Source organism: Vibrio sp. R10-SG-ISO4 (assembly GCF_059834135.1).
Window position 1 is genome coordinate 16,636 of sequence record NZ_JCBDHJ010000021.1, and the last position, 16,353, is coordinate 32,988.

11 protein-coding genes and 2 pseudogenes are annotated in these 16,353 nt (G+C 44.2%); 12 read left to right on the forward strand and 1 reads right to left on the reverse strand.

The features are described 5' to 3' along the window. Nucleotides 1-1,004 precede the first annotated feature (1,004 nt). Nucleotides 1,005-2,081, reverse strand: coding sequence for a replication initiation protein (locus AC6R03_RS15665; RefSeq protein ID WP_500630552.1), 1,077 nt, complete (start codon nucleotides 2,079-2,081; stop codon nucleotides 1,005-1,007). A gap of 271 nt (nucleotides 2,082-2,352) precedes the next feature. Here AC6R03_RS15665 and AC6R03_RS15670 point away from each other — a divergent pair, with 271 nt between their 5' ends. The 12 genes and pseudogenes from AC6R03_RS15670 (at nucleotide 2,353) to AC6R03_RS15725 (ending at nucleotide 16,350) form a co-directional block, all read left to right on the forward strand. After that, on the forward strand, nucleotides 2,353-3,345 hold the full coding sequence (locus AC6R03_RS15670; RefSeq protein WP_500630566.1) for an ABC transporter substrate-binding protein: 993 nt from the start codon (nucleotides 2,353-2,355) through the stop codon (nucleotides 3,343-3,345). 642 nt (nucleotides 3,346-3,987) lie between these two features. Further along, the gene (locus AC6R03_RS15675; protein ID WP_500630551.1) at nucleotides 3,988-5,235 is read left to right on the forward strand and encodes a ParA family protein; all 1,248 of its coding nucleotides are present in this window, start codon (nucleotides 3,988-3,990) and stop codon (nucleotides 5,233-5,235) included. Nucleotide 5,236: 1 nt separating this feature from the next. Beyond that, nucleotides 5,237-6,193, forward strand: a complete 957-nt coding sequence (locus tag AC6R03_RS15680; protein WP_500630550.1) for a ParB family protein — start codon at nucleotides 5,237-5,239, stop codon at nucleotides 6,191-6,193. Between the two features lie 72 nt (nucleotides 6,194-6,265). Continuing rightward, a pseudogene (locus AC6R03_RS15685) lies at nucleotides 6,266-6,451 on the forward strand (IS4 family transposase); the annotation flags it as partial. Nucleotides 6,452-6,491: 40 nt separating this feature from the next. Continuing rightward, a pseudogene (locus AC6R03_RS15690) lies at nucleotides 6,492-6,569 on the forward strand (IS200/IS605 family transposase); the annotation flags it as partial. A gap of 194 nt (nucleotides 6,570-6,763) precedes the next feature. Beyond that, on the forward strand, nucleotides 6,764-7,054 hold the full coding sequence (locus tag AC6R03_RS15695; protein ID WP_500625961.1) for a helix-turn-helix domain-containing protein: 291 nt from the start codon (nucleotides 6,764-6,766) through the stop codon (nucleotides 7,052-7,054). Beyond that, nucleotides 7,044-8,411 carry a type II toxin-antitoxin system HipA family toxin gene (locus tag AC6R03_RS15700; RefSeq protein ID WP_500630549.1) on the forward strand — a complete coding sequence of 456 codons (1,368 nt, stop codon included), beginning with the start codon at nucleotides 7,044-7,046 and terminating at the stop codon, nucleotides 8,409-8,411. Before AC6R03_RS15695 ends, AC6R03_RS15700 begins: the two co-directional genes overlap by 11 nt. After that, complete coding sequence (locus AC6R03_RS15705; protein WP_500630548.1) at nucleotides 8,411-9,415, forward strand: YecA family protein; 1,005 nt, start codon at nucleotides 8,411-8,413, stop codon at nucleotides 9,413-9,415. The genes AC6R03_RS15700 and AC6R03_RS15705 overlap by 1 nt, the downstream gene beginning before the upstream one ends. Before the next feature lie 399 nt (nucleotides 9,416-9,814). Further along, nucleotides 9,815-10,414: a hypothetical protein gene (locus tag AC6R03_RS15710; protein WP_500630547.1), complete on the forward strand. Its 600-nt coding sequence runs from the start codon at nucleotides 9,815-9,817 to the stop codon at nucleotides 10,412-10,414. Nucleotides 10,415-10,435: 21 nt separating this feature from the next. Continuing rightward, nucleotides 10,436-13,828, forward strand: coding sequence for an AAA family ATPase (locus AC6R03_RS15715; protein WP_500630546.1), 3,393 nt, complete (start codon nucleotides 10,436-10,438; stop codon nucleotides 13,826-13,828). Nucleotides 13,829-13,930: 102 nt separating this feature from the next. Then, a complete protein-coding gene (locus AC6R03_RS15720; protein WP_500630545.1) occupies nucleotides 13,931-15,019 on the forward strand; it encodes a hypothetical protein in 1,089 nt (362 codons plus the stop codon). Beyond that, complete coding sequence (locus AC6R03_RS15725) at nucleotides 15,019-16,350, forward strand: hypothetical protein (protein WP_500630544.1); 1,332 nt, start codon at nucleotides 15,019-15,021, stop codon at nucleotides 16,348-16,350. The genes AC6R03_RS15720 and AC6R03_RS15725 overlap by 1 nt, the downstream gene beginning before the upstream one ends. The last annotated feature ends 3 nt before the right edge of the window (nucleotides 16,351-16,353 follow it).

Below are 16,353 nucleotides of genomic sequence, written 5' to 3' on the forward strand. Positions count from 1 at the left end.
TTGTCTTTCTTAGGTCAGTATTGATCGAATAAGCAAGGACCGTGGTGTAATGGCCCAAAGGAGGATTGAAGATGATATTTTGACATGCTCACCGCTCCGAAGGGCGGTGATTCCTGAATACAGGCGATGACATATTACTCTATCATCTACTTTCTGCTGCTGGCGGCTAATGCCGCTCACTTCACAGACGCTACGGTTCTGCCCGAACCTGATTAGTGGTTATGCTGCTGGTTCCAACTCACGAAAATAGCGCATTAGAATCACTCTAGTTGCGTTTTTATCGGCATTATCTGAATGCACATATTCGCCACACTCACGGCTGGTATTGCGCGGATTGACCTCACAGTACACGCCGCCTTTCCACTTATGAGCGCGCTGTAGCTCCGTTATTTTTGGTGTAAGTGATCTTCACAGAACGTAGGTAAGCTACCATAACGCGCTGAACCTAGATTGTGTCTTGAAAGACCTAAAATGCGATGTTTGAAAAGAAAAACAGAAAAAGAAGATTTGATGGTGGTTGTGGGAAACTGTGTAAATCTTTGATTTTCCAGTTATCCACAGCCACTATAAGGATCTATATTTAAGTATACTAATCTATTTAAACTATAAATCTATAAGATCTATAGCAATGATAACTGTTTGATTTTTAAAAGATAAATTGAGTTTTGTGATCCTATTTTAGGCTCTTGTATAACACTATTTAGGTGTTTAGGATCCTATTTTAGGTGTTATTGATCACTTTCTAGGTCTTTTGATGACACTATTTAGGTGTTTGGGATCCTATTGTAGGTATTGGTGTGACACTTTTTAGGTGTTAAACCTATTTACGTTACACTATTTAGGTGTAATCAATCATCTAAAATAGCTTGTTCACGAATCTACTCGTTTGTCTGACAGCTTTTAGGTCGAAAAATGCTTTGTGCACCTTTTTTGTGTCACATATCACAGTCACGCCCCTAAAAGATGAGGGTTATGAGAGCTGGATACCTAAAATGTGTCATCTATTAATAGTCAGGGTTGTCACTTAGGCCCGATAAGGTGTCTATCTTCTCTATCAGTGATTCCAGTTCGTCTTCTTCGCTGTCCAGTTCCTCTTGGGATTGAGAGAGATGACGGCGCGATAAACTCTCCTCTACTTTAAGGGCATGCTCTTCACGTCCAACATAGCGATAAGCAATAGCCAAAGCTTCAAGCTCAGCTTCTGAGAGGCGAACACTATTTTGCAGGCGCTTCAATTCTAACTCTTTGATTGTTTTCAGTGCGTCGTGGCGGTTGAGCTCATCGATTGTGCCAAGTTTTAACCATCGAAACAGGAACTTGATGCCGGTAATTGTGCGTCCTTTCTTAACGACCTCAAAACCTTTATCACCTTGCTCACTTTCTAAGAACAGGAGCTCTTTACTGATTTGAGGGTGTTCTGACAGCTCTTTGATGCTTTCGCGTATGCAGCGCTTCATGAAGACGCTGTTGTTCTTAAACGAGCTTTTGTCTTTCTTTAACTTACCCGCCTCATCGAGTAAGCCGAACACTCCTTTTAACTCGCTCAGTTTCTGAGTGTGCATCTCGAAGCCCTTGTCTTTAAATCGGCTTAGGAGTTCATAAAGACGTTTGGAGTATTCCTTCTTAACATCAAAAAAGTTGCGAGTGTTGATCAGCGCAAAGCCTTGGTTGTACTCGATGTACTCTGATTTAAGCATGTCATTGGGAACCATAGTGAGGACCCCGTTTTTGTATGCGATATGCTTGAATAGAGGGCGGTAATCGAACTCCGTATCCCCTTTTCTGGACTCTATTTTGATGCCTATTTTTCGGCTCGCGAGTCGATTGGCGACAGGACTGAGATTACTACCAACGTGCTTTGGCTCAACCCCTAGCCACTCTGATAGCTGGTGTGAGGTGAACTCATAATGGGGTGTGCTAGTATCCCAATCTGCGGCTTTCATGTGCGCGACCATGAGGGCAAACATGTCGGCTTCTCGCGCGGATAAATCCTGGCGAGAAAAGACAAGCTGATGACCTTTTTTAATGTGCTTAGGCAGGTTGTCACTGACTACAGGGTAATAGTATTGATCGTCGCTCATGAAAGTTTATCCCAAACATAATTTAGGCTTAATATTACACTTTTTAGGTGCTAACGCCAATTTAGACCTAAATTGTGTTATGTATTTAACACAACTTGTTTTGTTACCAAGATTTGGCGTAGTGAGCTTCGATTTGAATGTGCTGACCTATAATGACCGAGGTTCTGGAATATTCTAGACTATCATCTTTATGCAAGACTCTGTTGGTTAACTCTCAAAAACGCACCGTTTTGCCTACACAATTGGAATACTTAAAAGGAATTCCCCCATGATGTATAAGGTATCCGTACTTTCATTCGCAGTCCTTTCTTCTCTTTCTTTTCATACCTACGCCGATGAATGTGGTGAGTTTGCTATTGCTGATATGAACTGGAACTCTGCCAGTCTAATCGCCAATATTGACCAGTTCATATTAAATAAAGGCTACGGATGTGAAGCTGAGCTAATTCCCGGCGATACCGTACCGACCGGCACTTCTATGATCGAGAAAGGTCAACCCGATGTTGCACCTGAGATGTGGACCAACGGTATCAAACAAGCGCTAGAGAAAGGAGTCGCTGATGGACGCTTACGATTAGCGGGCAGATCACTGGTTGATGGTGGTGAAGAGGGGTTTTGGGTTCCTGATTACCTTGTAAAACAATACCCAGAACTCAAAACCATCGAAGGTGTAAAAAAGTATGCAAACTTGTTTGAGCATCCGGAAAATGACGAACTGTATGCCTTTTACGGCTGCCCCGCGGGCTGGACATGCCAAATTACCGCGGGTCACTTGTTTGAGGCGCTAGAATTAGAACAACAAAAGTTCGAAATGATAGACCCTGGTTCAGGGGCTGCTTTAGCAAGCACGATTGCTAAAGCCTATGAACGCAAAAAGCCTTGGTTTGGTTACTATTGGTCCCCTACTCCTGTGCTAGGAAAATACAATATGGTTAAGGTTGATTTTGGCAGCGGTACAGATATCGAAGAGTTTAGAAACTGTACAACTCAACCTGAGTGCGAAAACCCCAAAGTAACCATGTTTCCATCCGCACCCGTCTATACTTTAACAACGGAGAGTTTTGCTAAGAACGAGCCTATTGCCTATCAATACTTCGAAAACCGCGGCTTTACTAACAATCAGATGAGCGAGTTACTCGCTTGGATGGAAGATAACCAAGCCGATGCTGAAGAAGCGATGTACCACTTCTTAGAGAACTATTCTGATACTTGGAAAGCGTGGGTGTCGGCAGACGTCGCAAGCAACGTAGAGAATGCGCTTTAAAGCACTTTCTGTGAACTGCTCACCGCCAAAGCGGTTGAGTTTCCAAACCAACAACTAGAGTTATCAGCTTTTCTTTTTTGACGCTTCGCTGAGCACTGCTAGTCGAGCTTTTGGCTCGGCTAGTCTTACTATTGCCTCCACGTCCACCCTAGCCATTAAAGGTGGAGCGTAAGTAAGACTTTAGGTTCTCTTGAACTTGAAGCAATACGCTGTGAAACAGGAATCCCCCAGGGGATTAGCTAGGGAGGATGTCAAAGCACTACATTGTGATCCTATGTCACTGATCAAGTCGGTGTTGAAGGATTGAGTTCTAACCTTTATAGCCCCCCTACCCTTACATTTGATGCAAATTCCCTATCGATTTGGATATTCCGGCAAACAGACGGCGAACTCTTGTTTTGAGGGACTTAAATGGAGGGAACAACATATTTAAGAGTTCCATCTTAATCGTACCTGTAATCTATATAAGGATGCCTTGAGAGCTACACTCGCATTGTCTTATAAAATAGAACAACCCCCATTGTCCCCACAGAGTTATTTCTAGTTTAAACCATTAATGGCAATTTTGTCTCTTCTATGGTTTAACTGTCCACTTTAGTGATGTATGATAGATGGAAACTACTAAGGCACTAGGGATACTCAATGAGCACTATCATCGATTCATTAGAGCTTGTATGCGAACGAATGCAACAAGAGCAGGCTGATCTCAAAGCGGTCATCAAAGAGCGTATGCAGATCAACGTTACGGATAGCGAGGTAGAGGGGAGCGTAGACCGTCTCATCTACAACCATTCACTTAAGAAGAAAGAGCTTCAAGAGTTGTTTGGCCTATCTCGAGTAACGTTTAACTCACGAATCGATGAGGCAACAGAGCAGGGCATTATCGGCGCCCCCATCATTCAAGGGCGCACACACCTCTATAATCGCTTTGACGTGGCGCACATGATGGCTTTCATGAACTTCCCTAAATATAACCAGCGCTTTGAGCCGACCACAATAGTGGTGGAGAACCACAAAGGCGGCACCGGGAAGTCGACCACCACAGTGACATTAGCGACGGCGACAGCGCTCGACCTTAACCTAAATGCTCGATGCTTAGTAATAGACCTAGACCCACAGGGTTCGACAGGGCAGAACCTTATTCACCAAGCGGATGATGAGTCTGTGTATATGACAGCGGTCGACATTGCCCTATCTGAATTTGAGCCGGAAGGGGACTTCGCCCAATACCTCAACGACTATAGCTACGAAGATCTCGTGAAGGCTATTCCATTTAAGACGCATCTTCCGAACCTCGATGTGATTCCCGCGTTCCCGTCTGATGAGCGATTTGTCGACTTCTACTGGGGGCAAGATGAGGTAGGGCAGGCGAAGATGGTGAGTGTATTACGGGAGAAAATCTTACCCGTGCTTAAGAAAGAGTATGACCTTATATTTATTGATACGCCGCCACAAAACTCCCCAATCTTGTGGGCCGTTAACGAAGCGGCCGATGCCGTGCTGATCCCGGTAACGCCTCGCGAATTCGACTTTGCATCAACCAGTAATTATATGGGCACCATGCCGGGTACGTTCCGGGAATTGCCTTCTAAAGGTACAAATCTGAAATGGGCGAAGCTTTTGCCGGTGAATTTTGATGATAAAAGCGCACATGAGGTGAAGGTGTTCGATAAGTTGTTGCGCGCAGCACAAGGGCACTTGCTATCGACAGCCATTCGCCACTCTGAGGCGTTTGTTGCAGCGGCAGAGAGCAACCGAACGGTGCTGGATATTCGTAAATCAGAGCAGGTTTGTAGTGGTAAACAATTCGACCTTGCTATGACATCCGTGAACGCCGTTTACCACCAATTCATCACTGAAATCAAACAGCTAGCAACTAAGGGGCTTTAACATGTTACGACCACAAGATAAACGCACTGGATTCAACCAAGGCAATCAACTTGGTAAGCGTAGCAAATCAGAGAGCCCTAAAAAGGTCTTCACCTTTGCGAGCGGTAAAACTGCCACAGCGGAGCGAGTCATTGTTAAAGCGGACGAGTTGACTCAGAAAACGGCCATCCATTCTCTGAATCCTCGACGTCAAGAATCACTCACGCTGGATTCAGTGCGTGACATCTTGCCAACCATTCAAGAAGAGGGCGTGCATACCGAAGGGGTTGCGCTCAAAGACGAGCAGGGCACTTATCAGTTACTTGATAGCTCACGCCGCCGGTTTGCTTGTGTGCACGCAAAAAAAGACCTGCCTTTGTGGGTGATTGAAGATAGCGTTGACCAAGCTGATCTCGTTGCGTTCATTCAAACAACTCAATCGGTTAAGCGCTTATCTTATCGTGAGCTAGGTGCAGACTACCAAAGCATTATGCAAGAGCAGCAGTTTAAAAAGATTGAAGAGCTAGCCGAGTATCTCAATATTGGCCGAGAAACTTGTCGTAAACGTTTTGCCGCTGCGGCAATCGACCAACGCTTGATAGAAGTTTTCCCGGACTGTGAGGGGATCCCTAATGGCTATTACGCCAAAATTGCCAAGGTCGAAAAGTATCTAGCTAAAGAGGGGGTGACTGCATCACGCTTCATCCAATCACTCAAGGTAAAACTCGACGATTTTGACAATGTGGAAGACAAGCAAAAGCATGTACTTAGCTTGATGGAAGCGCAGATTGCGAAGGGCACAGAGAAAGTCAGCTGGGACACTCAAGCGATCGCGAATTTTGATGACAAGAACAAATATGCCAAGGTCTCTCGCAGTAGTGATAAGCGCGGACTAAAAATCGAACTTAGCCGCCTGCCTACAGAGCTCTATGATGACATTATCGCGTTTGTTGAGCAGAGAGTTACTGAAATAGAATAAGGCGATTGATGCGATAGCATCAACAAAATATGGTGGGGACAATGGGGGTTGTTTTACCTGAGTTGATCTTAGATCATGTGCCTGATATTGGGACTTCCATACTCGTCACCAGGAGCAATCCCGAGGCAACTCCAAAACTTCTACTCAATGAGTGAGAGTTTAATACGAGAACCTAGCCGAGAAAGATCCTTCCCTAGAGTCGTTCAGAAAAAACCAAGCCGATACCCTAGAAAAAACAATGCCGTTCACCTTAAGTGAACGGCATTAGTGCAAAAGCTCCGCCCTATAGTATCGTTAATACTTTGCTTGCACTGCTGGCGGTGCGACTATTGAAACATTAAAAGCTTATGTGGAAAGTCAATCGACCCCAGATTAAGACGCTATCGCGTCTACGCCTTATATCCCCGCCCTCATCGGGCGATGGTTTACGGCGAAATTGCTAAAAATAGCAGTTTGAAGGGCTTTATCGAGTGATTGTTCAACATCCTACGCACTTATGGATATTATAGTGTCCAATTTCTGTTTTATTTCGATATAATGGATATAACTGTATCTACTTGGTCTTTGCGGATGAACTTTACCTTACTTGATGATACCGATGTAAGCCAAGCCTATGCGGCTTATTTACGTGAGTTACGCAGGCAGGCAAAGCTGTCACGAGCGGCGCTTGCTGAGCGAAGCTGCGTACCTGCGGCCACCATTAAGAAATTTGAGCTGACCGGGCAAATTTCATTTCGCCAATTGCTGTTGCTATGGCAGACCCTTGATTCGCTAGATAGGCTTTATCAGCTCACACAACCTAGCAAAGAACGCGCTGCTATGCCCACGAGTATTGATGAGGTGCTAAAAGATGAGTTTTAAACCCATTCAAAAACTCACTGTAATTCGTACGCTAAGCTCAGGTGAGCAGATCTCTGTTGGAGTCTTGGCGCAGAATCGACAAGGCGTCTTTTTTCAGTATGCAGATCGTTATTTGCAGCAGTTTGGCAATTTATCACCGTTTACCTTGCTGTCGAGTACGCAAGTTCAAGCCGCACCTAAAGCGCCGCACCAAGGTGTACATGGCGTATTTGGAGATTGTTTGCCCGATGGCTGGGGCATGTTGTTACAAGATCGTATTTTCCGGCAAAAGGATATCCTGCCTAATCAATTAACGGCGATGGATAGACTGGCCTTTGTTGGTGATAAAGGCATGGGAGCATTGTCTTTTTCTCCGGTGTCTGAGTTTTCAGCCACGACGAACTCGGAAATTGATTTAGCGACGTTAGGCTTGGAAGCACAAACGCTGTTCGATTCTTCGATGTCAGATTATATGGATGATAATCACGATGAGTTAGATGGGCATACGCAACAGGTGTTGGCCGCATTAGTTGCCGGTGGTAGTTCGGGGGGGGCAAGGCCTAAGGCGCAGATTTATATTCCTGCTGGGGAAACTCAGTATTGTCGAACCTTTGCTCAGCCTGGAGATGAGGCTTGGCTGATTAAATTTACCTCGAAGAATCTTGCACTCGGTCATGAAGAAGGTTTGTGTGAGGCGGTTTATTTACAAATGGCAGAACTTGCTAAGTGTCAACCGCCGCAATGGCAACTCATTGAAGCACCACCTACAAGCGGTGCGTCTGCTTGGTTAGCGCTTAAGCGTTTTGATTATGTCACGGAACCGACCGACTTAGGCAGCAAGCGCAGTGCAGGTCGCTTGCATATGCACAGCGCTTGCGGGCTGCTGGATGCAGACTTTCGAACGCCAAGTTTAGATTATATTGACTTGATTAAAGCCAGCCGTCAGTTGTGTAAATCCCCCGCGGCTGGGCAGCTGCAATTTCGTCGCGCCATTTTTAACCTGCTGTCGTCTAATCAAGACGACCACAGTAAAAATTGGGCGTTTTTGCAAACGGATGAAGGTCAATGGGATCCTGCACCTTTTTACGATGTTACCTATAGCCCACATCCATTCAACGAACACGCCACTGCTTTCGGCGGTTATGGCAAAGCGCCACCGCTTAAGGTGATGCAAAAACTTGCTACCAGTGCTGGCTATGGGAGTTGGCATGAGGCAAAGCAAGTCATTGAAGAAGTCGAAGAAGCCATCAGCCAATTTACTTATCTTGCACAGCAACAAGAGATCAGTAAGACAACAATGTCTGCAATTGTTAAGACATTGGATCAGCGCAAACAAGAGAATGCAGCGTTGTTCTATAAAAATAAGAAGGGACAATAATGAAGCACGGCCGAAACGATCCTTGTCATTGCGGCAGTGGTAAAAAATTTAAACGTTGTTGTATGAGTAGCGTTTCCAAGCAACATGCCCAAATCTTCGATGATGTTGAAACCATGCTGGCAATGAACCCAAGTTTAAGCATTGATGAACTAAACGCAGCCTTGCAGCACAAAGCGCACCATCGCAATAATCAACCTCATCCTGATTTTTGTGGTGTGACGCCAACGCAAATGGCCAATTGGCTTTATGCGCCTTTCGACGAATTAAAGTGGGTGACAATCAGCACACCCGACTCTCTTTCTGCCAGCCCGGTGATGCGCTATTTAGCCCTCATTCTTGATGAAGCTATTGCGCAAGAAGGCTCCTTCAAAGCCACGAGTAAAGGCAACTTACCAACTAAATTAGTCAAACAGGCTAGTGAGTTATTGCCGGAGTTTGCCGTTGCTCAATTCGAACGTGATATAAGTATCAGCGAGTTTGCGGGCAGCAACGAAGACAAATTCAATGCCTTGCACTATACCCGAGTGCTCGCCGAAATTAGTGGCATTATTTATCGGCGAAGCGGTCGCTACCATGTAAAAAAATCAGCGCAAAAGCAGTATCAAGCGCTAGGCATACAGACCTTTTTCAAACCTATGTTAGAGGCCGCCATCAGCAAATATAATTGGGGCTATTTGGACGGTTTTGAGTATGATGCCGACTTACGAACCTTTTGGCTGTTTATGTTGTGGCGCATTCAAAGCCACAACAAGGTGGATCAACTGGTAGACGAAGTGATGACAGCTTTCCCTGATTTACTACAGGGTTTCCCAGTAGATAATTACTTCTCGCCGGAAAGAAACCTAAGCATGCTCATCGAATCTCGGTTTATTGAGCGATTTTTACAGTTTTGGGGATTTGTGAGTATTGATCCAAGGCGTTTTTTAAACACGGAACCTATTGGTAGAACGGCACAGGTACTGCCTTTATTGAAGCAAACTTTTCAATTCACAATAAATAAATAGCAAGGTCTTCGTAAGCGAAAATGTATGAGCAGGTACTCAAGGCCAATATTGGCGGCCCACCACTAAGAAAATACGCCGGTGAACAACAGCGATTGACACTTTTTATTGCTAAACGCTTCATAGGACATCTACGTAAGCAGTTTAGCGTGCTTATCAGAGAACTGGTGCTTACGTATTTTGGCTATCTAGATTTTTAAGCGCATTCAATCGGTAATTTTTGCCAAGGAAATAGAGAAAAATTAATAAAGTCATCGACATGGCAACAGTATTCCACTAGTTTGGTATGATTGGCTCTTTTTTGTTGGTGTAATCATCACCGAACAAAATAGATCGAAGAGCTAGCTTTAGTTCTGTTCTATCACGACTTCAGGTCAATCAACATCATGTGGTGAGTGAATCATGTTTGAACCTATTCCTGAAATGGAATCCAACGATGAGATGCGTTTCTATATAGTAGTGGATGATAAAACCACTTGGCCGCAAGTTGAGTATGCGATAGTAGTGGACAGCGATATAGATGCTCTAAACGCATTGTTAACGCGAGAAACCAATGTAATGGATGTCTTACTCGTTTGCTGTGATAGAGCGGACCTTGCCTCTGACGTCCTCGATGGTCTTGAACAGAAGTTTAGGATTTCACTTTTCTTTGCCACTAAAACCATACCTGAAGAAATTCTTCACGACTCTATCGCTGAGCTATGCTGGGCTTCATACCATAGCCATAATTTTGACATTCTCGATGCGGACTGCTTGCTAAGTGGTTGCTCTCCTATTTGGTCTCTAAATGAAACAGTGATAGCGGCAGGAGTAAAGTCCAATAGCTCACCTCGTGCCGCTATTTTGATGTTACATCATTTGCGAATCCCCAATGAACAACGAGTTAAAGAGTATATCGCGCAAGTAGAAAACTCGTTGGGCGAGGGCTGTGTATCTTTAGTTTCATACTCAGACGGCAGAAGCGCTGACACTTGTAACTACTCTCTGTTGGCAGCCTGGTAAAAATTTAGGAAAAGCATTCTCTTGAAAGAATTGATTGATTTTGAAAGTAACCTCAGCCCTGAGTCTCTATATCGGCGTGTTGACAAAGATAGCAAGCAACTAATTGAAGAAATCACATTATTAGCCACGGCCGATTGTTTAGTTAGAGATTTAGACCTCTCTTTAGAGGCTCTCAAGGACAAGAGTAATGTCACTATTCGGGCGGATATCGAACATTTACTTTCGGCAATGCTCACTCAAGTCGAGTATTTAGCATCGCTTGCCCAAGAGTTTGGCTGTCAACCGTATCAATTGCGCTTTAGTAAAGACGTCCATATATTGAGAGATAACTTGTTTCAAGTAGCAGAGACTCGGCGTTATGGCGAGCCATCAACCACTTGGCATCAAGACACCAAACATTTGATCCCCAAACTACGTTTGTCAGAGGAGCTAAAGAGTCTCTTATGGGCCGGTTACGATAAGGGTAAGTTAAACCCTGTTGATATCATAGAGGGGTTGTCTGGTATTGATCATAGGGCTCTAGAAAACCTAGTCAAGCTCAACCAAGATGCAAGCAGCATTGTTTCTCGCGCCCTGACTGCGCAGCAGATCCAGCACGGCTTGTCACAATCTGTTATAGGTCAGGATGGTGCCTTAGATCAATTATGCCGGGGCTATGTGGCTTCGAGCTTGCGTTCTCAGATTGGCCCACGGCTTATTTACACGTTTGTTGGCCCTTCAGGAGTTGGTAAAACTTATCTTGCCAAACAGTTGTTTGAGCAAGTACAAAAGCATGAACTGTGCGGATACGATTTCAATGTTTTCAATATGGAGCATTATTCAGACCAGCGCGACAGCACCAAACTGTTTGGCTCGGGCATACAATATGCTGATGCGAACTTGGGGGAGTTAACGAACCTAGTAAGAACGAAGCCACGACAAATTTTGCTGTTTGATGAAATAGAAAAAGCGCACTCAAGCGTGTTGCAATCGCTTCTGTCAGTGTTAGATAGTGGTAAAATTAAAGATCAGACTAGTCAAGAAGAAGTCGATTTCAGCCAGTGTATTGTTGTGTTTACGACAAACCTAGGCCAGGACGTTGTGAGCAACAATAGGGCAGGGCACTCAGTCAGCGTGTTCGACATACTCCGAAGTTCACACAACCCTTCCAATAAGGTGAAACTGTCGCCTGAATTTGTTAACCGACTAGCCAAAGGCTATGCGATCATTTTCAATGAGTTGACATCCAACCATCTAATCAATCTGGCCGAGCGAGAGCTGAAGCATAATGCTCAGGCTGGTTACGGTGTGACATTTGAATGGTCCGAGGGGTTTTCTGCGTTCTTGCTTAAATCTTTAAGCCCAGACATTAGCGTGCGCAGGTTAAAGTCACAAGTCAACAAACTGCAGGCAGAAGTTCTATCTAAAATGGTAACGGCGCTCTCTTCATCAGAGGGCGGAATGGAAGGAATAAATAACAGCACTCAAAGGGACATTACCTTTCGCGTGAGTGCCCAGCGTGATAATCAACCGCCATGCAATCTGTTACTTCTGGACGATGATCAGCGCATATTTGACAAACTTGCAATGAAAGTCGATGAAACCGATATCTCTTTGTGCTCAAGGTGGGAAGACTTACCTATGGCACTTGAAAAACGACTCCCTGACGCTTTACTTATCGACATCGACACTGTTAGCAAACATGGCTCAACTTTGCATGACGTTATAGAGCGATATATTGGCTCAAAAAAAATACGCCTCTTTACCTTTCAAATTAATTCCGAACAGCCTATCAATAAAGTTACATCACACCATGCAGTGAGGGAGCATTTTGATATAAGTATCGATGATATGATCGATACTGGGCAGTTTGAGCATTGTAAAGTGAACGTTCGAACTTTTGACTCTATGCTATCTCGAGTGCGTTTTTTCTTGCGTACCGAAAAGATGTTAAATCGGGTTGTGAACCGCAGGGAGTCCATCAGCTATCATTGTGAACTTACAAAGGCGGGTCATGAGTTCGCAGTTGAATTTGTGGTTGATAGTATTGATAGGGTCGTTTCGGGTACAGATATAGCCGGCAATGATTTGTTTAGTATGACGCTTCCCACGACACGTATTAGGGATGTTATAGGTCTGGATCGCGCAAAAAAACGCTTGAGTGATGTAATCACTTGGATCAAGTCACCGGAGAAACTGAGTCAAGTCGGTATTAAAAAACCAACGGGTTTTTTATTATCAGGCCCTCCTGGAACGGGAAAAACCTTTCTAGCAAAAGCTTTTGCGGGCGAGAGTGAGTTGCCATTTTTTATGGTTTCCGCAGCTGAGTTGTCGAGCTCGAATGCAGGCGGCACCACTGACAACATCAAGCGCCTATTCAAAACAGCAAGAAAGTACGCACCGTCGTTTGTTTTTATTGATGAAATCGACGCCATTGCAGCAAAACGAAGTTCGAGTGGGGAAGGCGCAGCAAGGGATAGAAACCTCACGGTAAATGCACTACTAACCGAGTTGGACGGTGTTGGGACAAACGATGACGTGTTTGTTATGGCAGCCACAAACCATCCTGAACACCTTGATAGCGCGCTAGTTCGGCCTGGTCGATTTGATGAAGTTATCTATTGTGATCTTCCCAATGCCTCAGCGCGCAGAACCTTTTTTAGACGCTTTGCAAAGAATCATTTTCTCACCGTGAGCGAGTCAGAGCTCAATGATTTGGTTGCTGCTTCACGCGGTCTCTCTTCAGCCGCCATTGATCAGGTATTTCGAGAGGTACTTTACGAGGCTGTCGGGAAAGAGATAACCCTAGATATTGCGCTTCTATTAAAAACCATGGTTAGAGTGAGCTATGGTACGCCAAGCGAAAATATTATCTTGAGCGACAAAGAAAAATTACGCACTGCATATCACGAAGCCGGACACCTATTAGCAGTGGCACTTTTGTTTCCGACACAGGAAATTGATTTCGTCACCATTGAGCCAAGAAATCATGCTTTGGGGTTTGTTGCACAGCGTCCGCAAGAAAAATATGAAGGCTACTCCAAGAGAACCATTGAGTTGCAACTAGAAGTGTTGTTGGCGGGCAAGGTTGCCGAAAAGTTGCATGCGAACAACGATTTGGATGTGAGCACAGGGGCAAGCAATGATATTAGTAAAGCCACTCAGCTTGCCATGCATGCCATTTATGAAGGAGGGTTAGATAGCACTGTTGGGTCAATCAACATTCCTATGCTAACCAAATTTGAAGAAAGTGAGCTTCTATTGCACGCACAAAATGCCGTGCAAACCTGGATAGGTAACGCTGAGATCTCTGTGACTCAACGCTTAACTGAGCACCGTGCAATTTTAGATACGCTTGCTTATGAACTGTACGACAAAGAGTCAATTTTAGGTGAAGGGATCACTCAGTTGCTGAATAAACTGCTCGCTAGGTAGTGAAAGAAGTCCGTCTCTAACCGTCCAAGGCTACTACGAAAGCGAGACTAGACGGTTTTGGCTAGATAAACACCATCAAAACAACGATTACATGGAGTAAAAATGAGCTTAATTGAAAAGTATAAAAATGCATTGGAGCAGTACGCACACCAGTCTGAGCAATGGTTCGCCGCAGAAGGTGAAAACGGCATTGTTCGCGATGAACCCGATGGACTGCCGTTGGCGATTAACATTTTTGGTAACGAATCAGTTCTGCACCTTTGTTTTAATCTATACCGTAACGAACAATTTGTCGGTCTAGCGAGAAAGCTACTTAAAAACAAAAACCAACAGAAAATTAACCTCACAGATGATAGCACGGGTATGAACATGCTTATCGATGAGGATGGCTTTGGTGTATTTCTTAGCAGTGAACAAGTGACGGCAGAAGCGCTCAGCTCTGAACTAGACAGTTGGATTTCGAAATCAGAAGTATTGTTAGACAAACTGGTAAGAAGTGCTGTAGCGGAGCTAGAAAGTGATCAAGCATCAACTGAAAATGAGACAGAGACTGATAAAGCGCCAGTAGAAGTGCAGCACGATGTTAAAGCGATAATAGAGGCGTGTTTTGAGGAGAATGACTGGAAATACCGACACGACAAAGACACAAGTCGGTTTATTACTGGTATTGTTACCTCAAAATATGCGAATAGCTCTGGTGATCATAACTTAAGGATAGTAGTGGACTATTCGAGTAGCGATTTATTAAGGGTTAAAACGCCGTTTCTCTACCAATATGATCTAGAAAAAACTGACTACAGTCTGATTGCCTCTATGGCGGTGTGGTGCCAATTTGAATACAAATTTTTGGCAATGAGCCTAGATCCTAGCGATGGCGAACTGACTATTTCCTTAGATATTCCATTGGGTGACGGTGGTGTCCATCAGAGTCAAATTAAGCGTTTGATGACTTTTATTTATACGTTTGTAGAAGATACCGATGAAGAGTTGTTTGGTTTGGCTTTGCGCGATCCGAAAGCGGCAGCAGCGAACTTACATCGTCTTCAGAAAGACTATACAGACAAAGTTGACAACGCTAAATGGGTAGAAAACATCAAAGACAAATTGAAAAGCTTAAACAGTGAGCAACGGGAGGCGATAGAGAAAATATTGAGTGAGTCTGACGATGAGTCAGAGGGAGTGGTCGACTAATGGCGAGTAATAAATCATCTCAAGCTTGGCGCATCATATGCACAAGCCATACTAGTCATTTGGCGATTTCAACGCTGTTGTTTGGCTCAATTACCTTTTTACTGTTTTGGGGCATCGTAAAATGGAATTTACTTCCGGTGGAACTCTCAACTGAGTATCTTACTCAAGAGAATACCGGTTTGTTTGATGCGCTTGGCGGATGGGCTCTCGGTTTCGCTGGCGCATTGGTTGCAATTCGCATTGCGGGACTGGCGGCAAATATTCAACAAAACGATTCTATAAGAGAACACGTTGCTTTGTTGGCAAGTCAGGTTGAACGAATATCTGATCTGAACTCTAGACTCACTCGCGCTGTGTTTGATGCTAAGCGGGCCAGCGCGGCGGTGTTGTTGCACGCAGAAGACCTCTACACTAAACAATTATTGCCTTCAAGGATGCCAGAGTATTTGCGAAACTCCATCTCCATGGTAAATGAAACCGCAGAGTCTAAAGATGCCGCAACAAAGCAGAGAAAGTCTTTAGAAGAGGGCCTTCAATGTAACCTAGAAAAAAAAGTTGAAACATTGATAGAGGTTATCGAAGAAGCCTTCAGAGATTCGGTGTTTCGCGCTGCAATTTTGAGTGCTAATAAGAACAACAATCAGGTAGAAACTGGTAACAGCGCTTACTTAATCAGTGAATTCTTTAACAGCCAACAAGCTCAAGACAGTGTGGTAAACATCATCAAGCACGATGAGCACTTCTACAATGTGATTGAAGGCCTTAATCATAGTGAACGTAACTTTGGTATTGGGCTTATCGAGCTTCGCGCTAAAAACTTGTTTGAACATTTTGCAACGGATTTATCCAGAATTACTCAGTTTCAAAAAAGAAGAGCCGATCTTAATGGTAACAACATAGAGATATCGGATGCTGCGTGGCTATTTTTAGGCCTATTGCTCCTGAGAAGTAAAGATGACAATGATAGCAGTAACAATCATGGGTTTATCTTTATCGCTCTCTTGCTGGGTTCATTACCGACAAGAGAAACGATCAAACAACAAATGCATAAAAAGATCGCCGATGCGGGTCAAAGTTACTCTAAAACTGGAGTAGAAAACCTATATAGTGAGGTCGATGCGCTGTTTGATCAGCTTTACTACATCAAGGGTGAAGAGCTATCAGATTTGGCTAAGTTAGTCTCTCTTTGTAGCGACAACTTAGACTATTTAGCAGTCACCGCGAAAAATACCGGCGTAAGTAATTTTGCGAAGGATAGTGACCTTCGCAAAGAGTCGAGCAACGCTGAGTTTGAACCACAAGACAAGAAATCAACGCCTAAACAAGGTTGATTA